The sequence below is a fragment of the Micromonospora sp. C28SCA-DRY-2 genome (assembly GCF_030519475.1).
Classification (GTDB): Bacteria; Actinomycetota; Actinomycetes; order Mycobacteriales; family Micromonosporaceae; genus Micromonospora.
Map to the genome: position 1 here is coordinate 107,621 of NZ_JAUMKD010000007.1, position 24,209 is coordinate 131,829.

The window sequence follows — 24,209 nt, forward strand, 5'->3', positions numbered from 1 at the left end:
GCACCCCGGCTCAGCCGAGGGAGACCTGGACGGCGACGTCGCGCCTCGGGTAGTGCTCGTCCACGTACTGGCGGCCGTACTTCGCGCGGAACATCTCCACCACGTGGTCGACCCGGTCGGCGTCGGTGATCGGGGTGGCGGGCGCGCTCACCGCCGTCCCGTTCACGGCCACCTCGATCAGCGGCGTCTGCCGGACGTTCTTGTACCAGTCGCTGTCCGACCCGGTGATCGGCACCAGGAACATGCTCTGCTCCTCCTGCACGAACCACACCGGGTGGGAGATCTGCCGGCCGGTCCGCCGGCCGGTCACGGTGATCTCCACTTCCTCGGCACCGGCAAAGGCGTCCCTGGCGTCCTCGATGCTCACCGCTGACCTCCGTCGACGATCCCGTGGTGCTCCTCAGCGCCAGGTTAGGGGGCAGCGGGCCGGCCCGGTGCCCGTTCCGGCCGAGGCCCCACCGACGGGTGAGGGCCGCTCGCGCCTCCACAAGGGAGGGTGCGGGGGCGTGTCCGTCGTCCGGATGTGCCACCCTGGGGGCGACGACTCGGGTCACCGGAGGTGATGGTCACGTTACGACTCTGCGAACTCGTCGTGCCACCCGCCGGCACGCCGGTGACCCTCGACGTGCCCGCCGGCGCCACCGTGGCGCTGGCCGCCCCGCCCCGGGTCGGCACCGCGCTCGCCCGGGTGGTGGTCGGGCTGGCCGCGCCGGCGGCCGGCGCCGTCCTGGTCGGCGGCCGGGACGTCACCGACCTGCCGCCGCTGCGCCGCCGCATCGGGTACGTCCCGGCCGGCGGCGCCCTGCTGCCCCACCTGACCGTGCGCCGCAACATCGCCTACGGCCAGCGCAAGCGGGAACGGGTGCGCGAGGTGGCCGACAGCTGGGCGGCGGCCGTGGTCGAGCGGCTGGAGCTGGCGCCGACCCTCGACCTGCGGCCGCACCTGCTCTCCGAGGGCCAGCGGTTCCGGGCGGCGCTGGCCCGGGCGATGGCCTGCCTGCCGGAGGTGCTGGTGATCGACCTGCCCGGTGGCGCCCCCGACGGCGGGCGGCTCACCGACCTGGTCGGGCGGCTCGCCCCACCGGACGCGCCGGGCCTCGCGGTGCTGGTCTGCACCGCCGACGAGGCCGTGCTCGCCGAACTCGGCGAGCCGGTCCGGGTCGAGCCGGCCGACGCCGCCACGGAGGCGGGCCGGTGACGCTGCGCCGCCGTACGCTGCTGCGCGCCGCCGCCGCGGCGGGCACCGCCTCGGCCGCCGCCGCCTGTTCCCGCGGCGAGCCGGCGGTGCAGGTGGCGGTGGTGTGGAGCGGCACCGAGCTGGCCCGGTTCCGGCAGGTGGTGGCCGGCTACGGCGCCCCGGTGCGGGTGGTCAGCGCCGGTAACGACATCGACGCCTTCCTGCGCGCCCGGCACCTCGCCGGCACCAGCCCCGACGTGGCGATCCTGCCCCGCTCCGGCCTGGTGGTCGAGTACGCCCGGCGGGGCTGGCTGCGCGAACTCGCCCCCGCCGCGAGCTACGCCGTCCCGCCCGGGATGGCCGACCTGCTCGCCACCGACGGCCGCCGCTACGGGGTCTGGGTGAAGGCGGCCCACAAGTCGCTGTTCTGGTACTTCCGCTCGATGCTCTCCGAGCCCCCCGCCACCTGGGACCAGCTGGTGGCGATCACCCGTCGGCTGGGCGCCCGGGCCCGGGCCGGCATCGCCCCGGCGCCGCTGGCGATCGGCGCCGCCGACGGCTGGGTGCTCACCGACTGGTTCGAGAACGTGCTCGCCGACATCGCCGCGCCCGATTTCTACGAGGCGCTGGCCCGCGGCGAGGCCGACTGGCGCAGCCGATCGGTGCGGATCGCCCTGGAGCGCCTCGCCGAGCTGTGGAGCATCGACGGCGCATTTCCCGGCGGCCCCCGCCGCGCCCTGCTCACCCAGTACGAGGAGTCGGTGATCCAGGTGGTGCACCACCGCCGGGCGACGATGGTGTTCGAGGCCGACTTCGTCGACGACGTCAGCGCCCGGTTCCAGCGCGGTACGGAGCAGCCGGTCACCTTCCGGTTCCCGGGGTCGCGGGCGGCGGACCGTCCGCTGATCCTGGGTGGCGACGCGGCCGTGGCGTTCGCCGGGTCGCCCCGCGGGGCCGAGCTGGTGCGCTGGCTCAGCGGAGGGGAGGCGTTCCAGCCGTGGCTGCGCGCGGGCGGCTACCTCTCCCCGAACGTCACGGTCCCGCTGGAGAGCTACCACGACCCGATGCGCCGCGCGCTCGCCGCCGAGCTGCGCGACGCGGAGTCGGTCCGCTTCGACCTCTCCGACCGGCTGCCCGGCCCGTTCACCGGCTCGGACGGGGTCGGCATCTGGCGGATCATGCAGGACTTCTTCGCCGACGTCACCGGTGGGGTGTCCGCCGCCGAGGCGGTACGCCGGGCCACCGGCCAGCTGGCCGCGGCGGCCCGGGCGGCCGGGGGTGGGCGATGACCCGGCCGGTCCTCGGCGAGCTGGCGGTCCTCGACGACGTCGGGCCGCCCCGACGCGGCCGGGCCTATCCGGCCGCCGGGGCCACCTCCGCGCTGCTGTTGCCGGCGCTGCTGCTGCTCGGCGGGCTGGTGGCCTGGCCGGTGCTGCGGACGCTGCACGCCAGCGTGGTCACCGACGGCCGGTGGGTCGGCGCGGCGAACTTCCGGGCCGCGTTCGCCGCGCCGGGCACCGCGGCGGTGGTGGGCCGGACGGTGCTCTGGGCGCTGCTGGTGCCGGCGGTGGTCACCGTGCTGGGCTACCTGCTGGCCGCCGCGTCCCGCCGCTCCCAGGAGGGCGGGCTGGTCCGGCTCATCCTGGTGGTGCCGACCGCGCTGCCGCTGGTGGTCACCGGGGTGACCTTCCGGCTGCTCTACGACCCCGATCCGCAGCGCGGGCTGGCCACCCTGCTGCTGGCCCGGCTCACCGGGCGCCCCGCCGAGCAGGTGCCGCAGCTGCTCGGCCCGGGCCTGGTCACCGTGGCCCTGATGTCGGCGTTCGTGTGGGCCTGGGTCGGGCTGGCCGTGCTGGTGTTCCGGGCCGCGCTGGACGCGGTGCCGCCGAGCCTCGGCGACGCGGTCCGCGCCTACGGCGGCAACCGGCGCGACGTGCTCTGGGACGCGCAGTGGCGCCCGCTGCTGCTGCGTACCGTCGCGGTGGTGTTCGCCCTGGTGGCGCTCGGCACCAGCCGCACCTTCGACCTGATCCTGGTGATGACCCCCGGTTCGGTGCGCGACGAGGCGTCGGTGCTGGCGCTGCGGGTCTGGCAGACCTCCGGCGGCACCACCACCGGCGAGGGCGCCGCGCTCGGGGTGATCTGGCTGGCGGCGGTGGCGGCCGGCATGCTGGTGGCGGCGCTCTTCGTCCGGCAGGCGTGGCCGCCACCGCGCGACCCGGGGCCGGTCGACCCGGAGCCGGCGGCGCCGCCGCGCCGGTCGATCCGGTTGCTCGCCGCCGGCGCCGCGCTGGCCTGGCTGGTGCCGCTGGGCGTGCTGCTGGCCACCTCGCTGCACCGGCCGGTCGACGCGGCCGCCCGGGCCTGGTGGTCGACCGCGCCCAGCCTGGACTCCTACCGGCAGCTGGCCAGCGGTCCCGAACTGTGGCGCACGCTCGGGTTCACCCTGGTGCTGGCCACCCTGGTCACCGCCGCCGTGCTCGGCATCGCGCTGCTGGCGGCGTACCCGCTGGCCTGGCTGACCGGCCCGCCCGCGCAGGCCACCGGGCTGCTGCTGATGGCGGCCAGCGTGGTGCCGGTGCAGGTGATCGCCGGTCCGGTCAACGAGGTGCTCGGCGCGGTGCTCTCCTCCGGCACCACCCGCGGGCTGGCGCTGGTGCACGTGGCGCTGGGCATCCCGTTCGCCGTGCTGGTGCTGCGCAACGCCTTCGCCGACCTGCCCGCCGAGCAGGTGCGCGCGGTACGGCTCGGCGGGCGGCACTGGTGGAGCACGCTGCGGCTGCTGGCCCGGCACAACCGCCCGGCGGTGATCGCGGTCGCCGTGCTGGAGTTCGTACAGGTGTGGAACGACCTGGTGGTCGGCCTGCTGTTCAGCGGGCCGGGCGCGGCGCCGCTGGGGCTGTTCCTCGCCGGCCAGACCCGCGGGTTCGTGGCCAACAGCGGGGTGCTCGCCGCCGGTTCGGTGGTCGCGTCGATCCTGCCGGTGCTGCTGGTGGTGCTGGCCCGCCGCCAGCTCGTCGCCGGGCTGGTCGCCGGGGGCGTGCGGTGAGCCGGCCGGCCGGGCGGTCGCGCGGGCCGGGCCGGCTGAGCGTGCTGCTGGCCGTCGGCGGGGTGCTCGGCGGCGGGGTCAGCGCGCTGCTCGGCAACGTCGCCGGCAACCTGCTCTCCGAGCTGTCGGTCCAGGTGCTGGGCTCGGCGAGCGTCGGCGTGGTGGTGCTCGGCCTGCTCGCCTCCTTCCTGGTCGAGTGGCGCCGGCGCCGGCGCGACCAGCTCGCCGAGCCGGACGAGACGGACGCCGAGGCGCCGGCGGCGGCCGGGCCGCCCACCCTGCCCTACCCGGCCGGGTTCACCGGGCGCGACGACGAGGTGCAGGCCGTCGTCGACGAGCTGAAACAGCACCACGCGGTGGCGGTGGTGGGCCGCCGCGCGGTCGGCACCTCGTGGTGCGCGATCCAGGCGGCCAACCTGTGCCGGGCCGAGTTCCCCGACGGGCTCTACCACCTGGACCTGCGCCGCGGCGGGCGGCGCCGGTCGGCGCGGCAGGTGCTCGCCGCGCTGGCCCGGATCCTGGGCACCCGGCCGCCGGCGTCCGGCCGCCCGGACGACCTGGCGCACGCCGCCGACGAGGTGCGCCGCCAGCTCGACGGCCGCCGGATCCTGCTGGTGCTGGACAACGTGGACGACCCGGCGCAGGTCCGGCCGCTGCTGCCGCCGACCGCGCGGACCTGCCGGCTGCTGCTGGCCGGCACCGGCGCGCTGGCCGCCAGCCAGGGGGTGGCGGCGCACTGGCTGGGCGAGCCGGACACCGACGACGCCGTCGAGCTGTTCGCCGCGGCCGGCGCGGCGGCGCCGGCGGCCCGGCCGCACCGGCCCGACCCGCGTACCGACCCGGCGGTGCGGGACATCGTGGAGCTGTGCGGGCGGCAGCCGCGTACGGTGGCGGAGCTGGGGCGACGCACCGCGCAGCACGGGTGGCGGCACGCCGACGTACTCGACGCGCTGCGCCGGGCGGTCGGGACTCCCCCGCACCAGGAGATCGACGCCTCACCGGCCACGCTGCTGGTGACCGCCCGGGACACCGCCTACCACGCGCTCTCGGCGGAGGCCCGCCGGCTGTGGCGGCTGATGTCGCTCAGCCCGGCGCCGGTGGACCGGCCGACCATCGCGGCGCTCGCCGACCGGCGACCGGACCGGGTCGCCGCCCTGCTGGACGAACTGGCCGCCGGGGCGTTCGTGGTCGGCGCGCCCGGCGACCGGTACGAGGTACGCCCGCTGCTCGGCCCGTACGCCCGGATGCACCTGCGCGACGACGAGCCGGTGCGCCGGCGGGTGGCCGCGCAGGCCCGGCTCACCCGGCACCTGGCCCGGCGGGCCGACCGGCACGTGGCGAGCCTGGCGGTGGCCGCGTCCACCCTGGACCGGGACCGGCCGCTGCCGCTGGACGACGACCCGTACGGCTGGTTCGACCTGCACCAGGAGCTGCTGCTCGCGGTGGTCAAGGTGCCGGCGGGCGCGGCCGAGACGCTGCCCCGGCGGGTCCGCCGCTGGTGGTTCCGGCTGGCGGTCGCGCTGTGCGGCTGGCTCGCCCACGTCGAGCGGCTGGACGAGTGGGACGAGGTGTGCCGCACCGTGCTGGCCACGCCGACCGCCGACGACCGGCCGGAGATCGCCGGCTGGGCGCACAACGAGCTGGGCGTGCTGCGCCGGCGCCGGCACGACCCGCAGGGCGCGGCGACCGCGCTGACCCTGGCCGTGGCGGAGCGCGGCCGCCGGGGCACGGCCCAGGCCCGGATGAACCTCGGCCTGGTCCTGCTCGACCTGGGTCAGCTCGACGACGCGGTGGAACACCTGGAGCTGTCCCGCCGGCACCGTTCCAGCGCCGACCGGGCCGGGCACGCGCTGACCCAGCTCGGCCTCGGCGCCGCCCAGTTGGCGCGCGGCGAACTGGAGATCGCCCACCACCACCTGGTGCGGGCGGCGAACACCTTCCGCTCGCTCGGCGACGCCCGCGGCTACGCGGCGGCGCTGACCAACCTGGTGCTGGTGCACGCCGAGATGGGCGAGCACCTGGACGCGGCGCAGTCGTGGCGGGCCGCGCTGCGCGAGTACGAGTCGGTGGCGGACCCGACGAACCGGGCCGCCGCGCTGCTCAACGCCGGTGCCACGCTGCTCGGCGCCGCGCCCGGCCAGGCCCGGCAGGCGTACGAGATGCTGGCCGAGAGCCGGCGGCTGCGCGAGGGCGGGCCGGCCACCCCCGGGCTGGGCCGGACGCTGTTGTACCTGGGCGACGCGGCGGCCGCGCTCGGCGACCCGGACGAGGCCCGGCGGCACTGGGTGGACGCGGCAGCGATCTGCGAGGCGGCCCGGGACGCCGAGGGCCAGGCCGAGGCGGACGCCCGGCTGGCCGGGGTGGACGCCCCGGCCGACGAGCCCGCCTGATCGGGAGCCGGCCGGGGGGGCACCTCGCGCGGGTCAGCCGTCGAGGCGGCGGACCATGTTCATGATCGTCTCGACCTGGGCGCCGCCCTTGATCGGGTAGTTGGTGGCGCCGAGGTAGCCCCACCAGTCCCAGCAGCCGTTGGGGTTGGTGCCCGCCGTGGCGGCCTGGGGGTAGAGCACGATCAGATTGTTGGTGTCGGCGTACTGGTTGAGGTTGGCCCGGTCCACGAACGCGGTGCCGACCGAGCCGTACGCCTGGAGGCAGCCGTGCAGGGCGACCAGCAGCCGGCAGGACTGGCCGGCGGCGCACGACGACGGCACGTACGCGAAGCCGTTGGCGTCCATGCTCAGGCCGGGGGCGTAGCCGTTGACCGCGTGGGTGTTCTGGCTGAACCGGATGAGCGTGCCGCCCAGGGCTCCGGTGTTCGGCGCCGCGACGCTGCCCAGCAGCTTGCGCAACAGGGCCTGCTGCGGGTCGGTGCCGCAGTTGTTGAGGAACGGCGCCGCGGTCGCGGTGCAGCCGCGGGTGCCGTACGGGGTGACCCAGGCGTGCCCGGCCGAGGAGCCGCTGTCGTACTGGACACTGGCGCCGAAGTGCTGGTAGTAGCGGACCAGGTCGTCGGTGACGGATTTCTTGACGGTGTTGTCGTTCGCGCCGTGGAAGACGTAGACCGGGTCGCCGGAGAGGTTGCCCACCGGGTCGACCCAGCCGTACGAGGCCCAGGTGCGGGTGTAGGTCTGCAGGGCGGACAGGTTGGTCGGGTACTGGTTGTCGCCGCAGCCGTAGAGCGCCTGGGCGACGTTGTTCTGGGCGCAGTAGTAGGGCCCGGCGGCGAAGACGGCCGCGCCGCGGATCCGGGACGAGTAGGCGACGTGCAGTTGGGTGGCCATGTAGCCACCGGAGGAGACTCCGGCGACGTACACGGTGGAGACGTTGTAGGCGCGCAGCGAACCGGCGACCGGGGTCTTGGTGGACGGGTCGGCGGCCTGGGCGGGGGTCGCGGTGGTCAGGGTCAGCAGCAGGGCGGTGACCAGGGCGGCGGTGGCCCTCAGCGGTGTGGTCATGGACGCTCCCGGTTCGGCGAGCGCCGGCGGTGGTGTCGGCGTGGCCAGACGCTAGCGTGACATCGAGCACACCCGATATGAGCGGGGCCGACACGTCGGGCGGTGCCGGTGTGTCGGGAACCGACAGGCGTGGGCGTCGATGACGCGCGCGGGCGACCCGGCAGTCATGGACCAGGTGATTGTCACCGACGCAGGGCGAACGTCACCCCGCGATGCGGTAGTGGTAGCCGCACAGCTCGGTGAAGCCGGCCCGCCCGTACAGCCGCCGGGCCGCGACGTTGCCGCGCTCCACCTGGAGATACACGTGGTCGGCGTGGTGGGCAGCGGCCCACTCGGCCAGCGCGGCCAGCACGGCGCGGGCGGCGCCCCGCCCGCGCGCCCCGGGCAGCGTCACCATGCCGAACACCCCCGCCCAGCCGGCGTCAGCCACCGCCCGGCCGGCCGCGACCACGTCGTCACCGACCAGGGCGCGGGCGTAGCCGGACGGCAATGCCACCCGGTCGAGCAGTTCCCGCTCGCCGCCGGGGTCGCCACCGGCCGCGTGTACGGCGAGCCAGGTGTCCAGCCACGGTCGGCTCGGCCGGTCGTCCAGCTCGACCCGCAGCGCGCCCGGTGCCAACCGGTCGAGCACCTCCACGGTCCGGGCGACCTGCAACGAGACCGGGCACTCCCGCCGGTAGCCGCGCGCGGCCAGCAGCTCGTCGAGCCCGTCCGGGCACGCCGGCGGGCTGATCTGGAACGCCGGCGGCGCGCCGTGGGCCCGGTAGAACTCCTCGGCCGCCGCGACCCGCTGCGCCAGGTCGGCTCCCCGGGCCGGACGATGCGGCAGGACGCTGCCCACCCACCAGGCGCCGCCGGGGGCGAGGCGCAGCCACCACCCGCGCGCGTCCTCGACCAGCGTGGCGGGCTGGCCCCGGGCGGCCCGCTCCTGCAGGTCCCTGACCAGCTCCGGGTCGGTGACGGTCGACGGCGGGAACACGCCGGGCTCCTCTCCGCGGGCAACTGCCGGACAGCTTCCCAGTCGTTGGGGACGGTGGGCGCCCGGTCGCCGGCGCTCCCAGAAAATGGTCAACTCGGCAGGGCGGCAGCGCCGGGTGGCCGAGGTCTGGGTCTTCTTCGGCGGCCGGGTCTAGGATCCGGCGGCCAGGAGCCGGCGGATCGCGTCGGCGATCACCCGGTCCACGGCGAAGCGCACCTCCAGCCAGGTCAGCGTGACCGCCGCCGCCCGCCGGTTGTGCTGGTAGCCGGGCACCATCGCGGCCAGCGGCAGCACCTCCGGCGGGTACGCCTGCTCGACCCGCCGGCTGGCGTCGAAGGGGTCGCGGCGGTGCCCGGCCTCGGGGTGGGTCAGGTTCAGCAGCCCGATCACCCGGTCGACGGCGTACGACTGGATGAACCGCGCGGCGGTCAGCCGCTCACCACGCAGGTCGCGCAGCAGGCCGACGTAGAGGTTGGTCAGCGCCTCGTTGAGGTGGAACTCGACGGTGTCGTACGGAACCGCGGCGGGCGGCGGGCCGGCGTCTGCCAGCCCGGCGGGCGCGTCGTCGCGTTGCCAGACGACCCGGGCGCCGGTGAACGGCAACCGGGCGAGTTCGGCGACGGTGAAGACGGCGTACTCGACGAAGACGCCGTCGGCGTAGAGCGCCTTCCGCCCGTTGCGGTCGTTGGCGAAGCTGTACGCCACCGGGCACGGTGCCTGCAGCCAGTCGACGGACTCCAGGTAGCGCGGCTTGGCGGGCGCGTCGACCACGACGAAGAAGTCGAGGTCGGAGTAGTCGTCGAGGCGGTCGTGCTCGGCGCCGGCGGAGCCCAGCCCGAGCAGCGCGACCACGTCCGGGCGGGCGGCGAGGTGGGCGGCGAGGTCGTCCAGCCGTCGCAGCATCGGGTGCATCACGTCGTCCCTTCGCGAAGAGTCGACGTTTCAGCCCGTACGGCCCTGCTGGCCGCCGAGGTCGCGACACCGGTGCCCCCGATGCTGGGCAGCGGGCGCCGCCGATGTCAAGGCGCACCTCCCCTGCGGCGGCGGCGGTCACGGCATCGCAAGCCTCCGACGCGCCTAATACTTAGGTATTGACCTAAGCTTCGTTCGCCCCTATACTTAGGTACATGCCTAAGCGATCTGGCGACGGAGGCGGGCCGGCGGACCCGGCCCTGGACGGCGTGTTCCACGCGTTGTCCGACCCCACCCGCCGGCGGATCGTCGAACGCCTCGGCCGGGGGCCCGCGACGACCAGCGAGCTGGCCCGTCCGTTCGACATGGCACTGCCGTCGTTCACCCAGCACCTGGGCGTCCTCGAGCGCTCCGGCCTGGTGACGTCGGAGAAGAAGGGACGGGTGCGCACCTACCGCCTCACACCCGCGCCGCTGGAACAGGTCGACAGCTGGCTCGCCGGTCAGCGCGCGCTGTGGACCCGACGCCTGGATCAACTCGACGCACTACTCCACAACCTGAAGGAGCAGCAGAAATGACCACCTACTCCGCGGACCCGAACCTCGACCTCGTCCTGGAGCGCACCGTCGACGTCGCGCCCGAGCTGGTCTGGAAGGCGTGGACGACGCCCGAGCTGATCGTGCAGTGGTTCACCCCGAAGCCCTGGTCGACCACGTCCTGCGAGCTCGACCTGCGCCCCGGCGGCAAGTTCAACACGGTGATGCGCTCGCCGGAGGGTCAGGAGTTCCCCAACGTCGGCTGCGTGCTGCTGGTCGAGGAGAACTCGACGCTGGTCTTCACCTCGGCCCTCGGCCCCGGCTTCCGGCCGCAGGCCAGCGAGGACGGCTTCCCGTTCACCGCCGTCGTGCACATCGAACCCGCCGGCAACGGCACGAAGTACACCGCCACCGCCATCCATGCCGACGCCTCGGCGAAGAAGGCGCACGCGGACATGGGCTTCATCGAGGGCTGGGGCACGGCCCTGGACCAGCTGGTCGAGGTCGCGAAGCGCCTCTGACGTACCCGGTCAGCCAGGGCGATACGCAGGCGTCAGCGCCGCGGGGTCCTGAACCCGCTGCGCTGACGCTCGGGGCGCTGTTGAACAGGATGGCCTCGGGATTCTGGGTGCCGCTGGTGGCCCCGATGGCGCACGGCCCGCGCCTATTCGGCTGGCACCGATGGTAGGTGCCGCGCCTCGTCAACCCGCGGTCAGCCGCTTTCACCACAGTCAGAGGCGGCTTCGCGGGTGCCTGGTACCTCTGCGGCGTAGAAGGCGTACCCGGTCTTCGCGGCAGCCGGGATGAAGGGCTTGTCTCGGGAAAGAGGTTTCGGACCGCCGAGCTCCGTTGAGCCCCAGTTGGCGTTCGGTTCGAGTTCCCACCACTGCACCGTGTCGGTGAACCGGATGGCGCGCACCAAGCTGTAGTCGGCGTCTCCGGTGTTGTCGCTGCCACCGTCCGGAAAGCCGGTCACCAGCAGGCGGAACGTCAGGATCGTGCATGGGGGCGCATGGACGTCGGCAGGGAAGGCAAACGTGTGCTGTCCCCGATCGGCGTAACCGATGGCGGCACCGATGACGTCGACGATGAAGTAAATCTCTCTGACGGGCACCGGCGCCCGGTTCTGCAGCGTCACGACCGGAAGGCTGCGGGGCTCCGCGACCTTCAACCGGTCGTTCCAGAACGTCACGCGCCTGGCGTATCTCTCTTGGTAGCGCTGGCGGTCCAACTGCGTCGACTCCAGCTGCGCCTCAGTGACGCGGATTTGGTCTTGGTACGTCGCCACAGCAACCCATAGCGCCGGGGCGGCAACGATCACCGCGAGCAGCGCGGCGCCAGCCTGCACCCAGTCCGTCGCCTTCGCCCGCTCGCGCGTCCCCGGCCGTTGACTGCGCCGGCGACTCGGCACTGCCCGGCGCCGTGGTGCTGTTCGAGGCACAGCTACCCTCCCTCGTCAATGCAGCCAGCCGCTCTCGCCGCGGTGGCCGCCTCGCGCGCCGGTTATCGGTGACAGATCGTCGTGCGACGAGCCGCCCTTCCCCGCACCGGCTCGGGACCCTCCATCGTGGCTTGGGGAGTCCACACCCACCTCCGCTCCCAGCGTGTCTCGGCAGCTGATCGGCCGCCAGGAGTCGGCTCGGCGGACGAGATCAGCTGCCTGGGGTCCTGGCCGCCGGGAAGCGCCAAAGGTTCCTGAACCAAGGCCACACGGCCCAGTAGGCCCCGACCCACAGGCGAGCCGAATGCTCCGATCTCGCATTCACCGGGATCCCGTGCACGTTGCAACGCGGTGTCGGCGAGATGACAGGAAGCCATACGTCCGGCCACTGCCCGACGTCGGGAGTGAGCGGCATCATCATGCAGGTGAAGAGCCGCCCGCCCACTCGCCCAGCCGGCAAGGCACCCAGTCCCAATACAGTGGTCGGCCTGGTGGTCGGTGTGGTGCTCGTGGCCTGCTGTGGTTGCGGCGCAATCCAGAATCTCTTTGATGGCGATGACACTGGCTCCGCCTCTTCTCCGGCGACCCGATCCGCATCACCTACCACCAGTTCGTCGACGAACGCCAACCGGCTCGCCGACACCGCTCCGACGGCCAGTCCCACGCCGTCTGCCAGGCCGACCCCGGTCGTGCGCTACGCCACTTGTGAAGAGGTGCGCGCCGCCGGCGCCGACCCACTGTTCGAGGGCGAACCCGGCTATCGCAAGGAGCTGGACCGCAACGGCGACGGGCTGGCCTGCGCCTCGGACGACGAACCCACCAAGGCCGCTCCCCCGCCTGAGGACGAGGACGACGACGTCTACTACGCCAACTGCTCGGAGGCCCGGGCCGCTGGCGCGGCGCCGCTGCACCGGGGGGAGCCCGGCTACCGCCTTGGCCTGGACCGGAACAAGGACGGCGTCGCCTGCGAGTAGCCTGCCCGCCGCGGTGCTGTGGTTCGGCGGGTTCTGGATGAGCGAGTCCTGATGCCGGACGCCCCGGGTGCTCGCGTCCGGTGTCCACCGCGCCGGGGACGCACAGCGGCGTTACCAGAGCTGCCCGCACCGGGCGCAGGTCAGAATCATGCTTTGGGCGTAGCGGGTCCGCCACGCCGCCACGGCCGTCTCACTACGGACGGCACACCGCGGGGTTCCCTCATGCGCTGTCATGCCTCCGCGGCGCGGATCGCCGCGGCCTGCTGCCGGGCCAGCGCGCGCATCCGGCCGAACAGGTCGATGAGCAGCCGCAACTGCGCGTCGTCGTAGTCGGCGAGCGCGGCCGACCAGCCGGCTGCCATGCCGGCGAAGAGCGGCTCGATCTCCGCCAGCCGCTCCGGCACCGGCTCCACGATCACCCGGCGGCGGTCCACCGTGTCGTGCCGGCGCCGGACCCACCCGGCGCGCTCCAGGCGATCGATCATCCGGGTCACCGCGCCGCTGGTCAGGCCCGTGCGCTGGGCGATCTCCCCGGCCGTCGCCGAGCCCTGCTCGGTGAGTGCGGTGAGGCACTTGAAATCGGCCAGCCCGAGACCGAGCCGGTCGGCCGCCGCCTGCTGCACCAGGATCGCGTCGGCCACCGCCTGGGTCAGCGTGGCCTGCAGCTCCAGCAGCAGTTCCTGCCGCGCTCTTGACATGGCCCGACTCTACCGCCGCATAATCTGCAACATCGTTTATCTGCATGGTGCAGATTATGTTTGGAGAAGAGATGTGGTCTCGCAGACTCCTCTGGGCCGGCGTCGCCGGCCCGCTGCTGTTCGCCGCCGTCGCACTGGTCGAAGGCGCCGCCCGGCCGTACTACGACCCGCTGCGGAACTGGATCAGTGAGCTGGCCCTCACCGGGCGCGGCTGGATCCAGATCGCCAACTTCGTGGTCACCGGCGTCCTGCTGATCGCCTTCGCGGCCGGGCTGCGGCGGACCATCCGCTCCGGCCCCGCGGCGGTCTGGGGGCCGCGCTGGGTCGCCGCCGGTGGGGTCGCGCTCCTCGCCGCCGGGGTCTTCGTCACCGATCCCGGCCTGGACTACCCGCCCGGCGCGGCAGCGACCGCCTCGTGGCACGGTGCGCTGCACGACGTCGCCGGCCCAGCCGTGTTCCTCGCCCTGGCACTGACCGCCTTCACCTACGCCCGCCGGTTCGCCCGGCCGTACGGGATCGCGGCGGGCGTCGCCGTCCTCGTGCTGTTCCTCGGCGCCGGCACGCTCGTCGGCCTGGACTACGCCGGCGTGTGGACTCCGGCGCCCGCCGGCCTGCTCCAGCGCCTGTCGCTCTTCACCGGGTTGGCCTGGCTCGTCGGGCTGGCCCACCACGCCCTGACCGCCGAGCGGGCGGCGCGGCCGGTACCGGTCGCCCCCGCCGGCAGCGGCCCCAGCTAGCCGCGCAGCACGGCGCCGACGGTGGCGATCCCCTCCTCGATGGTCGAGGCCGGGTTCGCCGCGTAGCCGAGGACCAGCCCGGGCCGGTGTGCCCGCTGGCAGTGCCAGGACAGCGGCTGCACCTTCACCCCGCGTTCCAGCGCGGCCGCGGCCACCTCGGTGTCCGGCACGTCACCGGGCAAGGTGACCATCAGGTGCAGCCCGGCCGCCGCCCCGTGCACGGTCGCGCCGGGCAGGTGCCGGGCCAGCGCGGAGATCATCGCGTCCCGCCGCCGGACGTGCCGCCGGCGCAGCATCCGCAGCTGCCGCTCCAGCGCACCGGAGGTCATCAGCTCGGCGAGCACGAGCTGCGGCAGCACCGCGTTGCCCAGGTCGGCGTTGCGCCGGGCCTCCACCACCGCCTCCCGGTAGCGCGACGGCACCAGCAGCCAGCCGACCCGTAACGCCGGCGCCAGCAGCTTCGACACGCTGGCGGCGTAACAGACCTGGTCGGGCAGCAACGCCCGCAGCGCCGGCACCGGCGGGCGGTCGTAGCGGTGCTCGGCGTCGTAGTCGTCCTCCACGATCAGCCCGCCGGCCCGCGCCCAGGCGACGAGCTGGCGGCGGCGCTCGCCGTCGAGCACCACGCCGGTCGGGAACTGGTGGGCGGGGGTGAGCATCACCGCGGCCACGCCGCTCGCGGCCAGCTCGTCGACCCGCAGGCCGGCGTCGTCGACCGCGACCGGCGGGGTGTCCACTCCCCAGTTGTTCAGATGCTGGCGTACCCCGAGCGAGCCCGGGTCCTCGACCGCGACGCGGGTGATGCCGTACGGCCGCAGGGCCTGGGCGAGCACGCCGAGCGCCTGGGAGACACCGGTCGTCACGATCACCTCGGCGGGATCGACGGCCACGCCGCGACTGCGGGCCAGCCAGGCGGCGACGGCGGCGCGCAGCGCGGGCGCCCCACGCGGGTCGCCGTAGCCGAAGTCGGACGCGGCCAACTGCCGCAGCACGGTCCGTTCGGCGCGCAGCCAGGCCGCACGCGGAAAGGCGGCCAGGTCGGGTACGCCGGGCGTCAGGTCGATCCGCGCCGGCACCGCCCGTACGGCGTCGAAGACGTGGGTGCCCGGGGCGCGCGGGAAGAGCGTGCCCGGGGCGGGCGCCGCGGCCGGGGGCGGCGCGGGCGGCGCGGCCGGGGCGGCGACCACCACGGTGCCGGCGCGCCCCCGCCCGGCGACCTGGCCGTCCTCGACCAGCCGCTGGTACGCCTCGGTGACCACGCCCCGGGAGACGCCGAGGTCGGCGGCGAGCACCCGGGTGGCGGGCAGCCGGCCGCCGACCGGGAGCCGTCCGTCGGCGATGGCCTGGCGCAGCCGGGCGGCCAGCCAGTCGGCGCGGCCGCCGGGCGGCGCCTCGGCGATGTCCAGGTGCAGGAAGTCCGACCCGGCGGTTATGGACCTCTCGGGCGAACGTGGTTTGGCCCTGCTCATTGGACCATGATGGCAGCAGAGTGGGTGGCGAGACAGCACCACCCATTCGTCGGAAGGACGATGATGACCATCGCGTTCCTGGTCACCTCGCTCGTCGTGATCGCCACCCCGGGCACCGGGGCCCTCTACACCCTCGCCGCCGGGCTCGGCCGGGGCCCCCGGGCGGGCGTGCTCGCCGCCGCCGGCTCCACCCTGGGCGTCGCCCCGCACCTGGCCGCGGCGGTCACCGGGCTGGCCGCGCTGCTGCACTCCAGCGCGACGGCCTTCCAGGTGCTCAAGTACGCCGGTGTGGCGTACCTGCTCTACCTGGCCTGGGCCACCCTGCGGGACCGCGACGGGTTCGCCGTCGACCCGGCGCAGCCGGCCCCGTCGGCCGCCCGCGTGATCTCGGTGGCGGTGCTGTCCAACCTGCTCAACCCGAAGCTGACCATCTTCTTCTTCGCGTTCCTGCCGCAGTTCGTGCGGGCCGGCGAGCCGAACCAGTTCGCCCGGATGCTCGGCCTGGGTGCGGTGTTCATGGCGCTCACCTTCGTGGTGTTCGCCGCCTACGGGGTGCTGGCCGGCGCGGTGCGCGACCGGGTGCTGGCCCGGCCGGCGGTGACCCGCTGGCTGCGCCGGGGTTTCGCCGGCTCGTTCGTCGCGCTCGGGCTGCTGCTGGCCCGCGCCGAGGCGTGAGGGAGGGCGGCGATGTACTTCCAGCACTCCCCCGAGGTCTGGGCCGCGCACCCCGGGCTGGTCGCCGGCCTGCTCTACGCCGAGGGCGTCGCCGGCAAGCCGCGCGCCGAGCTGCCGCTGGCCGAGCTGCACGCGGTGGCCCGGGACCGGCTGGCCGGGGGCACCGAGGCGAGCTTCCCGGAGATCCAGGCGTGGCGGCGCGCGTTCGCCCGGATGGGACTCGCCCCGACGAGGTACCGCTGCGCGTCGGAGTCGCTGCTGCGCCGGCTGCGCACCGAGGGTGACCTGCCCGAGGTGCACCCGCTGGTCGACCTCGGCAACGCGGTCTCCGCCGCGTACGCCATCCCGGTGGGGATCCTGGACGTGACGCGGATCGGCGGCGGCATCGAGGTGCGCCCGGCCCGGGGTGACGAGAGCTACCTGACCTTCGCCGGCGCCGAGGAACGGCCCGACCCCGGCGAGGTGATCTTCGCGGATCCGCAGGGGCGGGCGCACGCCCGACGGTGGACCAACCGGCAGAGCGGCTGGTCGGCCGTGCGCGACGACACCGCGTCGATCCTGGTGGTGGTGGAGGCGATGCACGAGGGCGCCGGGCGGGACGTGCCGCGGGTGCTCGACGCCATCGCCGCCGAACTGCGTCGCGGCTGGTCCGCGCCGTCCCGGACGACCCTGCTGACCCCGGCCGCGCCGCGCTTCGAGTTCTGAGTCCCCCGCGCCCGCCCGGCCGCCCTGCCGGCCGGCGGGCGGGGGGAACGGGCCGCGTCAGATGTTGGACGAGTCGGCCGGCACGTCGGTCGGGAGCCTCGGCGCCCCGGTCGCCGGGCCGGCGCCCTCGCAGGCCAGGCCCACCGTGTACGCGGTCATCGACAGCGAGCCGTAGGCGTACCCGTCCACCAGCACGGTGGACCCGTCGCCGGCGGCGCCGGCCAGGCCGGCCAGGTAGAGCAGCGGGATGAAGTGGTCGGGCGTCGGTACGGCCAGGTCGAAGTCGCGGTGGGCGTCCAGGATGGCCGCCTCGGTCGGCCGGCCGAGCATGACCTCCTTCGCCGCCTCGTCGAACCGGTGCGCCCAGTCGAAGCCCTCGTCGACCATTCCGGGGTTCACCCCGCGCAGGTTGTGCACCACGTTGCCGCTGGCCACGACCAGCACGCCGCGCTCGCGCAGCGGCGCGAGCCGCGCGCCCAGCTCCAGGTGGTAGTCCAGCGGCTTGAAGGCGTTGATGCTCAACTGGACGACCGGGATGTCCGCCTCGGGGAAGGCGTGGGTGAGCACCGACCGGGTGCCGTGGTCGATCCCCCAGGAGTCCACGTCGGCGCCCACCCAGGTCGGGTGCACCACGTCGCTGATCTCCTCGGCCAGCTCGGGCAGGCCGGGCGCCGGGTAGCGCACGTCGAACAGTTCCTGGGGGAAGCCGTAGAAGTCGTGGATGGTCCGTGGCCGGGGCATGGCGGTGACGGCGGTGGCCCCGATGTACCAGTGCGCCGAGACCACCATCGCGCGGCCGGGGGAACGGCGCAGGGCTCAGGCGGCGTCGCCGGGGGCCAGGTACCGGTAGCCGGGCACCGTCTCGCCGAACCAGCCGTTGACGCTGGCCAGCCCGCGCTCGTTGAGCTGGGCGTCGTGGATCGGGAACACCCGCCCGGCGCCGACCGCGCGGGCGAAGTCGATCGCCTCGGTGAGCTTCAGCCAGGACGCCTGCGCCGGCACCAGCAGCGTCGGCACCGGCTGCTCGGGGCGGTGCAGCGAGTCGCCCGGGTGGTAGACGCTCTCCTCGACCAGGTAGCCGAGGTTGGCGCAGTCGGGCTGCCCGTCGTGGATGGCGGCGTGCCGCCCGCCGTACGCGGTCACGCTGAGGCCGGCGGCGGTGAACCGTTGCCCGGCGCGGACCCGGGTGACCGGCAGCGGGGCCAGGTCGGGCAGCACCGCCTGCTCGGGGACGAAGACCGGGACCCCGAGGCCGGCCAGCCGCAGCACGTCGATGTGGTCGGTGTGCTCGTGGGTGACCAGCACGGCGTCCGCGCCGGCCAGGGCCCGCGGCTCGCTCCAGGTGCCCGGGTCGATCACCAGGACCGCCCCGTCGAGCTCGATCCGGACACAGGCGTGGGTGTACTTGATGATCCGCACCCGCCGACCGTACGCCCTACCGTCCACCGCCACCGTCCCGCCAACCGCCGGCGCGGGCCGGGTGCGGTGGTCGTCGTGGCGCTCACCCTCGTCCGCCCTGTCGAGCTGCCCGCGGACCCGGGGCGGGTTGCTGCCGGCCGGTGGCGGGCAGGCTCGGATGGTCCTACTGGTGGGGCAGCTCGACAGGGACCGCGGCGCCACCGGCGCCCGGCCGGGTCCGCGCCGCCACCGGCACGGCGGGCGCGCTCAGTCGTGGCCGCTGTGGTCGCCCGACCGCGGCGGGCGGCCGGCTCGCTGGCCCGGCTCGACCACCACGAACTGGCCCATCATGCCGGCGTCCTCGTGGTACAGCAGGTGGCAGTGGTACATGTACGGCATGTCCGGGTCACTGTGGTCGGTGAACCGCATGATCAGCCGCACCGGCCGGTTGGGCGCCAGGTAGACGGTGTCCTTCCAGCCGCTCAGGGCGGGCGGCGGAGCCGAGCCGCCGACCGAGAGCACCTGGAACTGCACGTCGTGCACGTGGAAGTTGTGCGGGGTGCCGTCCCGGTTGGACACCTCCCAGACCTCGGTGCTGCCGCGGGTGACGGTCTCGTCGATCCGGTCCAGCTCCATCGAGCGGCCGTTGATGCTGCGGCCGGTGAGGGTGAACCGGCGGGTCCGCTCCGCGTCGGCCGGGTCCAGCCGCTCGGTCGGCGCCAGCGTCTGCGGCACCGGCGGCGACGCGGCGAGGGTGTCCGCGGCGCGCAGTTGCAGCACGTCGAAGCGGTCCGCACCGCCGGCGAAGCGGTCGGCCAGCGCACCGGCACCCAGCTCGGGCGGGGTGCTGCGCAGGGTCACCCGCTCCCCCGGCCGGAGGTCAACCACGATCTCGGCGCGCTCGCCGGGCGACAGTTGCACCCGGTCGACCCGGGCGGTGCGCGGCAGCAGCCCGCCGTCGCTGCCGATCAGCGCGAACGGCCGGTCGTCGGAGAGGCCGAAGTCGTACGTGCGGGCGGTCGAGCCGTTGAGCAGCCGCAGCCGCACCCGCTCGGTCCGCACGTCCAGGTACGGCCCGACGGTGCCGTTGACCAGCAGGGTGTCGCCCAGCACGCCGATCCCGGCGATCATGTTGCGGGTCTTCTTGAACTGGCCGCCGCGGGAGAAGTCGCGGTCCTGCACGATCACCGGGATGTCGTCCACCCCGTACTGGCGCGGCAGCGGCAGCGCGGCCTCCCGGTCGTCGTCCAGGATGAACATCCCGGCCAGTCCCCGGTAGACGTGCTCCTCGGTCTGCCCGTGCGGGTGCGGGTGGTACCAGAGGGTGGCGGCCGGCTGGTTCACCGTCCAGGTCGGCGACCAGGTGGCACCGGGGCGGACCATCTGGTGCGGCCCGCCGTCCATCCGGGCCGGCAGGTGCATGCCGTGCCAGTGCACGCTGGTCTCCTCGGTGAGCCGGTTGACCACGTTGACCACGACCTGCTCACCCCGCTTCGCACGCAGGGTGGGACCGAGGAAGTCGCCGTCGAAACCGGCGGTGCGGGTCAGCCGCCCGTCGCCGTGGAAGTCGCGCTGGCCCTCCCGGGCGAGCAGGTCGAACACCCGCCGTCCGCGCTCGTCGACCCGGGACTCGGCCAGCGGCGGCACGGCCAGCGGGCGGACGAAGTCCACCCGGCCGACGGTGTCGGTGCCGCCCCGGGCGAGGGCCCAGCCGCCGACGGCCACCCCGCCGCAGCAGAGGACGAGCACGACGGCGAGCACGCCGATGGTCACCCGGGCCAGGGATCGTCGTCCAGCCACCACGCTGGCACCTCCTGTAGGTTCGGTACCTGTAGCGTGACTGCATATGGCGCGCCTGCCCAGTGGATCCGGCCGGTTTCCGGGGCCGCTCCGGGTTCCCCCGGACGAGCGTCCGGGCCGGCTCCCGACAACCGCCTGCCGCGCCCGGGCACTGGGCGGATGATCGGGGCATGGAGCGACCAGCGGACCGGGGACACCGATGCGTGCCGCACACCGCCGACGTCCGGATCGAGGCGTGGGCGCCCAGCCGGGAGGCGTGCGTGGCCGAGGCGGTGACCGCGCTGGTCGACACGTTCACCGACACCGCCGGGGCGCGGCCGGCGGCCGAACGGGAGTTCCGGGCGCCCGCCGGTGACGACGAGGACCTGCTGGTGAGCGTCCTCGACGAGGTGATCTTCCGGATGGAGACCGAGGGTGAGCTGCCGCTGAGCACCGAGGTGACCGACGACGGCGCGGGCGGCCTGCTGGTGCGCTGGCGCACCACCGACACCGAGGCCGTCGAGTTGGTCGGCGCGGTACCGAAGGCGGTCGCCCTGCACGAGCTGCGTTTCGGCCCCGAGGACGGGCGCTGGTCCTGCGCGGTGACCCTGGACGTCTGAAGGTCGGTCGGCGCCCGGCGGGGGTGAAGCGGCGGGTCAGCCCTTCACCACGCCGATCGGCGCCAGCCGGGCGACCTTCCGGCACAGCCCGGCCCCCTCGGCCGCCTCGATCACGGCCGAGATGTCCTTGTACGCCGCCGGCATCTCCTCGGCCAGCCCGCGCCGGGACGCGCCGCGTACCACGATGTCCTGGGCCTCCAGTTGGGCGCGGGGGTCCATTCCCTTCTCGGCCTTGACCGCCTGCTTGCGGCTCTGCACCCGGCCCGCACCGTGACAGGTGGAGGCGAACGCCGGCGCCCCGGGCACCCCGGTGAGCACGTACGACCCGGTGCCCATCGAGCCGGGGATCAGCACCGGCTGCCCCACGTCGCGCAGGTCGTCGGGGAGATCCGGGTGGCCCGGCGGCAACGCCCGGGTGGCCCCCTTGCGGTGAACGCAGAGACTGCGCCGACCGCCGTCCACCCCGTGCGTCTCGATCTTGGCGAGGTTGTGCGAGATGTCGTAGACCAGGTCGAGCCCCCGGCCGGTCTCCCGCTTGAACACCTTGCGGGCCGCGTCGTGCAGCAGCTGCCGGTTGGCCCGGGCGTAGTTCGCGGCGGCCGCCATCGCCCCCAGGTAGGCGCGCCCCTCGTGCGAGTCGACCGGCGCGCAGGCCAGCTGGCGGTCCGGCACGTGGATGTCGTACCGGGCCATCACCTTCTCCATCCGGCGGACGTAGTCGGTGCAGATCTGGTGGCCCAGCCCTCGGGAGCCGCAGTGGATCATCACGCAGATCTGGCCCGGGCGCAGCCCGAACGCGGCGGCCACCCGGTCGTCGTACACCTCCTCGACGGCCTGCACCTCCAGGAAGTGGTTGCCGGAGCCGAGGCTGCCGACCTGGCGGGCGCCGCGCTCCACCGCCCGCTCGCTCACCTCGGCCGGGTTGGCGTCGCCGACCGCACCGTAGTCCTCGCAGCGGGCCAGGTCGCGCTCGACGCCGAAACCCCGCTCCACCGCGTACCGGGAGCCGCCGCGCAGCACCGCGTCCAGCTCCGACTGCTGGGACAGGTGCCACACCGCGCCCTTGCCCATGCCGCGTGGGGTCACCGCGCCCAGCCCGTCCATCAGCGCCTCCAGCCGGGAGCCCAGCTCGGCGCGGTCGAGGTCGGCGGCGAGCAGCCGGACCCCGCAGGAGATGTCGAAGCCCACCCCGCCCGGAGAGACCACCCCACCGGCGGAGACGTCGGTGGCGGCGACCCCGCCGATCGGGAAGCCGTAGCCCCAGTGCACGTCGGGCATCGCGTACGAGGCGCCGACGATGCCCGGCAGGGTGGCCACGTTCGCCACCTGCTCCAGCGACTTGTCCGCCCCGGCGTCCGGCAGCAGCGACCGGGACGCGAAGACCACCCCCGGTACCCGCATCGGGTCGTGCCGGTCGATCCGGAACCGGTACGGCGACTCCTCCACCAGCTCCATCCGCGCCACCTACCCGGTGCGGCGGGCGTTACACGCCGGGGGCGGGACGGCGCATCGCCCACACCCGCGGCCCACCGTCGGGCACGGCGACCTCCCCGGTCACCGCGAAGCCCAGGCGCTGGTAGAACCGGACGTTCGCCGGCGACGACGTCTCCAGCACCGCCGGCCGGCCGGTCCGGTCCGCCTCGGCCAGGCCGGGGCGCAGCAGCCGTCCGCCGATCCCCCGCCCCTGGTCCGCCGGGCACACCCCGACCGTGGCCAGCAGGAAGGCCGGCTCCGGTGACCGCAGCGGGGCGCACGCCGCCTCGGCGGCGACCAGGGCGGGGTACCGCTCGCCGGCCAGCTCCGCGCCGCGCTCGGTCACCTCGGCCCAGACCTGGTCGGGTACCGGCCGGTCGGGCCGCAGCCACACGGCCACCGCGCGGGGGCGGCCGCCGCCGTCCAGCGCCGCCCACACGTCCCCGTACCGCAGGCCGACCGCCGAGATGGTGGCGGCGAACAGGCCAGCCAGCCGTTCCCGGTGCCGGTCGGCCGCCACCGTCCACGCGGTCCACGGGTAGCCGTCGAACGCCTCGGCGAGCACCTCCGCCGCCGCACCGGCCAGCTCCGGCCCGATCCGCCGTACCTCGATCTCCACGATCCCGACCTCCCCTGCCCGTCCCGGTCGGCGATCATCGCACGGGCCCGGTGACCCCGGCCCCGGGTTTCCGCCCGCCGGCCCCGGGCCGGCACCGGTCCCCGTCGTGGTCAGGCCGGGTCGGCCCGCGTGACGGCGACGGTCTGCGCGAGGTCCCGGTCGCCGCAGGCGGCCGGGCGGGGCGCCACGTTGCCGCGCACGGTCACCCGCGCGCCGGGGCGCAGCGCCGCCGCCACCTCGCCGGTCAACGCCCAGCGCCGCTCGCCCACCAGCAGCATGGTGCACTCGCCGTCGCGCTCCACCGTGCCGGTGAGGGTGCGGGCGCCGAACGGCAGCGGCCCGGGCACCTCGCCGCCACCCGGCGGCGGCGTCGCCCCCGGTGGTGTGGGCCGGGCCGGCGCGGTGGTCGGGTCGGCGGGCGGCGACGGGGGGCCCGTGGACGGCGAGGGCGCGGACGGTGGCTGGCCGGTGGCCGCCGCATCGGGCGCGTCGCCGGTGGAGCAGGCGGTCACCGACAACCCCAGACCGATCGCGGTGAGCAGCAGGAACGCTCTGCGCATGACACGACACCTCCGCCAGCTGGGACGGTCCGGCCGGGCACCGGGTTCCTCAGACGCCGTAGAAGGCACGGTAGCGGCGGACCAGCCGCCACTGCACCAGCACCGCCGCCACGGTCAGCAGGATCATCACCAGGGTCACCGCGGCCGCGTAGCCGTACCGCAGGTACTCGAAGGCGTTGCGGTAGACGAACAGCGACAGGTAGGTGGTGGCGTACGGGGGCGGGCCGCCGTCGGTGACCACGAACGCCGGCACGAAGGAGAAGTGCAGGCTCTGGATGAGGTCCCGCACCGCGAGCAGGGCCAGCACCGGGGCCATCAGCGGCAGGGTGATCCGGCGGAACACGTCCCAGCCGGTGGCGTCCTCGAGCGCCGCCATCTCGTACACGTCGCGGGGCAGCGCGCGGCGTGCGGCCAGCAGCACCACGAAGGTCTCGCCCATGGTGAACAGGCTCATCAGGATGATCGCCGCCCGGGCGTCGGTCGGGTCGGTGAGCCACTGCGGCGGGGTGCGCCCGAGCGCGGTGAGCCCGTTCTCGCCACCGGTGCGCAGCAACTGGTTGATCGGCCCGTACAGCGGGTTGAGCAGCCAGAGCCAGAGCAGGCCGTAGGCGATCTCCGGCACCGCGGTGGGCAGCACCGCCGCGCTGCGGGCACTGCCGACACCGAGGGCACGGCGGTGCAGCAGCAGCGCCAGGCCGAGCGCGAGCAGCACCCGCAGCGGTACGGCCACCAGCCCGAACACCAGCGAGTTGGTCAGCGACACCCGGAAGACCGGGTCGTCGACCAGCGCGGTGAAGTTGTCCAGCCCGACCCAGGTCGGCGGACGCAGCAGGTCGTACTCGGTGAACGCCAGCGCCAGGGTCACCACGGCGGGCAGCAGCACCAGGGCGACCAGGCCGACCAGGTACGGCGCCAGCATCAGCGCCAACTGCCGGCGGGAGCGGGTGTCCGGT

25 protein-coding genes are annotated in these 24,209 nt (G+C 74.8%); 11 read left to right on the plus strand and 14 right to left on the minus strand.

Annotation, left to right across the window (positions count from 1 at the left end; genetic code table 11):
• Nucleotides 1-10: 10 nt before the first annotated feature.
• Nucleotides 11-367 (minus strand): nitroreductase/quinone reductase family protein, encoded by a 357-nt coding sequence (locus Q3W71_RS24990; protein WP_302921893.1) that lies wholly within the window; start codon nucleotides 365-367, stop codon nucleotides 11-13.
• 195 nt (nucleotides 368-562) lie between these two features.
• Here Q3W71_RS24990 and Q3W71_RS24995 point away from each other — a divergent pair, with 195 nt between their 5' ends.
• Genes Q3W71_RS24995 through Q3W71_RS25010 form a run of 4 tightly spaced genes read left to right on the plus strand, consistent with a single transcriptional unit; the run spans nucleotide 563 to nucleotide 6,616 of the window.
• Nucleotides 563-1,198, plus strand: coding sequence for an ATP-binding cassette domain-containing protein (locus Q3W71_RS24995; RefSeq protein ID WP_302921894.1), 636 nt, complete (start codon nucleotides 563-565; stop codon nucleotides 1,196-1,198).
• Nucleotides 1,195-2,466 (plus strand): extracellular solute-binding protein, encoded by a 1,272-nt coding sequence (locus Q3W71_RS25000; RefSeq protein WP_302921895.1) that lies wholly within the window; start codon nucleotides 1,195-1,197, stop codon nucleotides 2,464-2,466. Before Q3W71_RS24995 ends, Q3W71_RS25000 begins: the two co-directional genes overlap by 4 nt.
• Complete coding sequence (locus tag Q3W71_RS25005) at nucleotides 2,463-4,226, plus strand: ABC transporter permease subunit (RefSeq protein WP_302921896.1); 1,764 nt, start codon at nucleotides 2,463-2,465, stop codon at nucleotides 4,224-4,226. Before Q3W71_RS25000 ends, Q3W71_RS25005 begins: the two co-directional genes overlap by 4 nt.
• Nucleotides 4,223-6,616, plus strand: coding sequence for a tetratricopeptide repeat protein (locus tag Q3W71_RS25010; RefSeq protein ID WP_302921897.1), 2,394 nt, complete (start codon nucleotides 4,223-4,225; stop codon nucleotides 6,614-6,616). Before Q3W71_RS25005 ends, Q3W71_RS25010 begins: the two co-directional genes overlap by 4 nt.
• A 33-nt stretch (nucleotides 6,617-6,649) precedes the next feature.
• On the opposite strand, the gene Q3W71_RS25015 is transcribed toward Q3W71_RS25010, so the two are convergent.
• The 3 genes from Q3W71_RS25015 to Q3W71_RS25025 all read right to left on the minus strand — a co-directional run bounded on the left by Q3W71_RS25015 (nucleotide 6,650) and on the right by Q3W71_RS25025 (nucleotide 9,563).
• A complete protein-coding gene (locus Q3W71_RS25015; RefSeq protein WP_302921898.1) occupies nucleotides 6,650-7,681 on the minus strand; it encodes a PHB depolymerase family esterase in 1,032 nt (343 codons plus the stop codon).
• A gap of 202 nt (nucleotides 7,682-7,883) precedes the next feature.
• Nucleotides 7,884-8,660, minus strand: coding sequence for a GNAT family N-acetyltransferase (locus Q3W71_RS25020; RefSeq protein WP_302921899.1), 777 nt, complete (start codon nucleotides 8,658-8,660; stop codon nucleotides 7,884-7,886).
• A 150-nt stretch (nucleotides 8,661-8,810) separates the two neighbouring features.
• The gene (locus tag Q3W71_RS25025; protein WP_302921900.1) at nucleotides 8,811-9,563 is read right to left on the minus strand and encodes a hypothetical protein; all 753 of its coding nucleotides are present in this window, start codon (nucleotides 9,561-9,563) and stop codon (nucleotides 8,811-8,813) included.
• Between the two features lie 224 nt (nucleotides 9,564-9,787).
• On the opposite strand from Q3W71_RS25025, the gene Q3W71_RS25030 reads away from it, so the two are divergent.
• A complete protein-coding gene (locus Q3W71_RS25030) occupies nucleotides 9,788-10,150 on the plus strand; it encodes a helix-turn-helix transcriptional regulator (RefSeq protein ID WP_302921901.1) in 363 nt (120 codons plus the stop codon).
• Nucleotides 10,147-10,629, plus strand: coding sequence for an SRPBCC family protein (locus tag Q3W71_RS25035; RefSeq protein ID WP_302921902.1), 483 nt, complete (start codon nucleotides 10,147-10,149; stop codon nucleotides 10,627-10,629). The genes Q3W71_RS25030 and Q3W71_RS25035 overlap by 4 nt, the downstream gene beginning before the upstream one ends.
• A gap of 191 nt (nucleotides 10,630-10,820) precedes the next feature.
• On the opposite strand, the gene Q3W71_RS25040 is transcribed toward Q3W71_RS25035, so the two are convergent.
• Nucleotides 10,821-11,456: a hypothetical protein gene (locus tag Q3W71_RS25040; protein ID WP_302921903.1), complete on the minus strand. Its 636-nt coding sequence runs from the start codon at nucleotides 11,454-11,456 to the stop codon at nucleotides 10,821-10,823.
• A 497-nt stretch (nucleotides 11,457-11,953) separates the two neighbouring features.
• On the opposite strand from Q3W71_RS25040, the gene Q3W71_RS25045 reads away from it, so the two are divergent.
• Nucleotides 11,954-12,523 (plus strand): excalibur calcium-binding domain-containing protein, encoded by a 570-nt coding sequence (locus Q3W71_RS25045; RefSeq protein WP_302921904.1) that lies wholly within the window; start codon nucleotides 11,954-11,956, stop codon nucleotides 12,521-12,523.
• A gap of 230 nt (nucleotides 12,524-12,753) precedes the next feature.
• Here Q3W71_RS25045 and Q3W71_RS25050 read toward each other — a convergent pair whose 3' ends face one another.
• Entirely contained in the window at nucleotides 12,754-13,221 is a 468-nt protein-coding gene (locus Q3W71_RS25050) for a MarR family winged helix-turn-helix transcriptional regulator (protein ID WP_302921905.1), read from the minus strand.
• Between the two features lie 71 nt (nucleotides 13,222-13,292).
• On the opposite strand from Q3W71_RS25050, the gene Q3W71_RS25055 reads away from it, so the two are divergent.
• Nucleotides 13,293-13,958: a DUF998 domain-containing protein gene (locus Q3W71_RS25055; protein ID WP_302921906.1), complete on the plus strand. Its 666-nt coding sequence runs from the start codon at nucleotides 13,293-13,295 to the stop codon at nucleotides 13,956-13,958.
• Here the strand turns inward: Q3W71_RS25055 and Q3W71_RS25060 are convergent.
• On the minus strand, nucleotides 13,955-15,427 hold the full coding sequence (locus tag Q3W71_RS25060) for a PLP-dependent aminotransferase family protein (protein ID WP_302921907.1): 1,473 nt from the start codon (nucleotides 15,425-15,427) through the stop codon (nucleotides 13,955-13,957). The genes Q3W71_RS25055 and Q3W71_RS25060 overlap by 4 nt on opposite strands.
• A gap of 63 nt (nucleotides 15,428-15,490) precedes the next feature.
• Between Q3W71_RS25060 and Q3W71_RS25065 the strand changes: the two genes are divergently transcribed.
• Nucleotides 15,491-16,102 (plus strand): LysE family translocator, encoded by a 612-nt coding sequence (locus Q3W71_RS25065; RefSeq protein WP_302921908.1) that lies wholly within the window; start codon nucleotides 15,491-15,493, stop codon nucleotides 16,100-16,102.
• A 12-nt stretch (nucleotides 16,103-16,114) separates the two neighbouring features.
• Entirely contained in the window at nucleotides 16,115-16,807 is a 693-nt protein-coding gene (locus Q3W71_RS25070; RefSeq protein WP_302921909.1) for a B3/4 domain-containing protein, read from the plus strand.
• A 57-nt stretch (nucleotides 16,808-16,864) separates the two neighbouring features.
• Here Q3W71_RS25070 and ygiD read toward each other — a convergent pair whose 3' ends face one another.
• The 3 genes from ygiD to Q3W71_RS25085 form a co-directional block, all read right to left on the minus strand.
• Complete coding sequence (gene ygiD, locus Q3W71_RS25075) at nucleotides 16,865-17,620, minus strand: 4,5-DOPA dioxygenase extradiol (RefSeq protein WP_302922083.1); 756 nt, start codon at nucleotides 17,618-17,620, stop codon at nucleotides 16,865-16,867.
• A 3-nt stretch (nucleotides 17,621-17,623) separates the two neighbouring features.
• A complete protein-coding gene (locus Q3W71_RS25080; protein ID WP_302921910.1) occupies nucleotides 17,624-18,226 on the minus strand; it encodes an MBL fold metallo-hydrolase in 603 nt (200 codons plus the stop codon).
• A 246-nt stretch (nucleotides 18,227-18,472) separates the two neighbouring features.
• Nucleotides 18,473-20,005 carry a multicopper oxidase family protein gene (locus Q3W71_RS25085; protein WP_302921911.1) on the minus strand — a complete coding sequence of 511 codons (1,533 nt, stop codon included), beginning with the start codon at nucleotides 20,003-20,005 and terminating at the stop codon, nucleotides 18,473-18,475.
• 170 nt (nucleotides 20,006-20,175) lie between these two features.
• Between Q3W71_RS25085 and Q3W71_RS25090 the strand changes: the two genes are divergently transcribed.
• Nucleotides 20,176-20,604: an archease gene (locus Q3W71_RS25090; RefSeq protein WP_302921912.1), complete on the plus strand. Its 429-nt coding sequence runs from the start codon at nucleotides 20,176-20,178 to the stop codon at nucleotides 20,602-20,604.
• A 36-nt stretch (nucleotides 20,605-20,640) separates the two neighbouring features.
• Here Q3W71_RS25090 and Q3W71_RS25095 read toward each other — a convergent pair whose 3' ends face one another.
• The 4 genes from Q3W71_RS25095 to Q3W71_RS25110 form a co-directional block, all read right to left on the minus strand.
• Complete coding sequence (locus Q3W71_RS25095) at nucleotides 20,641-22,059, minus strand: RtcB family protein (protein WP_302921913.1); 1,419 nt, start codon at nucleotides 22,057-22,059, stop codon at nucleotides 20,641-20,643.
• A gap of 28 nt (nucleotides 22,060-22,087) precedes the next feature.
• Nucleotides 22,088-22,690 carry a GNAT family N-acetyltransferase gene (locus Q3W71_RS25100; protein ID WP_302922084.1) on the minus strand — a complete coding sequence of 201 codons (603 nt, stop codon included), beginning with the start codon at nucleotides 22,688-22,690 and terminating at the stop codon, nucleotides 22,088-22,090.
• A 116-nt stretch (nucleotides 22,691-22,806) separates the two neighbouring features.
• Nucleotides 22,807-23,256 carry a DUF5818 domain-containing protein gene (locus Q3W71_RS25105; RefSeq protein WP_302921914.1) on the minus strand — a complete coding sequence of 150 codons (450 nt, stop codon included), beginning with the start codon at nucleotides 23,254-23,256 and terminating at the stop codon, nucleotides 22,807-22,809.
• Nucleotides 23,257-23,305: 49 nt separating this feature from the next.
• Complete coding sequence (locus tag Q3W71_RS25110) at nucleotides 23,306-24,175, minus strand: carbohydrate ABC transporter permease (RefSeq protein WP_302922085.1); 870 nt, start codon at nucleotides 24,173-24,175, stop codon at nucleotides 23,306-23,308.
• Between the last annotated feature and the right edge of the window lie 34 nt (nucleotides 24,176-24,209).

Bases quoted from the DNA above. Each gene is read 5' to 3' on its own strand.
- Q3W71_RS25025 (WP_302921900.1), bottom strand. From the start codon at position 9,563: ATGCTGCGACGGCTGGACGACCTCGCCGCCCACCTCGCCGCCCGCCCG.
- Q3W71_RS25110 (WP_302922085.1), bottom strand. From the start codon at position 24,175: ATGCTGGCGCCGTACCTGGTCGGCCTGGTCGCCCTGGTGCTGCTGCCC.
- Q3W71_RS25030 (WP_302921901.1), top strand. From the start codon at position 9,788: ATGCCTAAGCGATCTGGCGACGGAGGCGGGCCGGCGGACCCGGCCCTG.
- Q3W71_RS25070 (WP_302921909.1), top strand. From the start codon at position 16,115: ATGTACTTCCAGCACTCCCCCGAGGTCTGGGCCGCGCACCCCGGGCTG.
- Q3W71_RS25060 (WP_302921907.1), bottom strand. From the start codon at position 15,427: ATGAGCAGGGCCAAACCACGTTCGCCCGAGAGGTCCATAACCGCCGGG.
- Q3W71_RS25055 (WP_302921906.1), top strand. From the start codon at position 13,293: ATGTGGTCTCGCAGACTCCTCTGGGCCGGCGTCGCCGGCCCGCTGCTG.
- Q3W71_RS25105 (WP_302921914.1), bottom strand. From the start codon at position 23,256: ATGCGCAGAGCGTTCCTGCTGCTCACCGCGATCGGTCTGGGGTTGTCG.
- Q3W71_RS25015 (WP_302921898.1), bottom strand. From the start codon at position 7,681: ATGACCACACCGCTGAGGGCCACCGCCGCCCTGGTCACCGCCCTGCTG.
- Q3W71_RS25065 (WP_302921908.1), top strand. From the start codon at position 15,491: ATGACCATCGCGTTCCTGGTCACCTCGCTCGTCGTGATCGCCACCCCG.
- Q3W71_RS25005 (WP_302921896.1), top strand. From the start codon at position 2,463: ATGACCCGGCCGGTCCTCGGCGAGCTGGCGGTCCTCGACGACGTCGGG.
- Q3W71_RS25035 (WP_302921902.1), top strand. From the start codon at position 10,147: ATGACCACCTACTCCGCGGACCCGAACCTCGACCTCGTCCTGGAGCGC.
- Q3W71_RS24995 (WP_302921894.1), top strand. From the start codon at position 563: ATGGTCACGTTACGACTCTGCGAACTCGTCGTGCCACCCGCCGGCACG.
- Q3W71_RS25050 (WP_302921905.1), bottom strand. From the start codon at position 13,221: ATGTCAAGAGCGCGGCAGGAACTGCTGCTGGAGCTGCAGGCCACGCTG.
- Q3W71_RS25095 (WP_302921913.1), bottom strand. From the start codon at position 22,059: ATGGAGCTGGTGGAGGAGTCGCCGTACCGGTTCCGGATCGACCGGCAC.
- Q3W71_RS25090 (WP_302921912.1), top strand. From the start codon at position 20,176: ATGGAGCGACCAGCGGACCGGGGACACCGATGCGTGCCGCACACCGCC.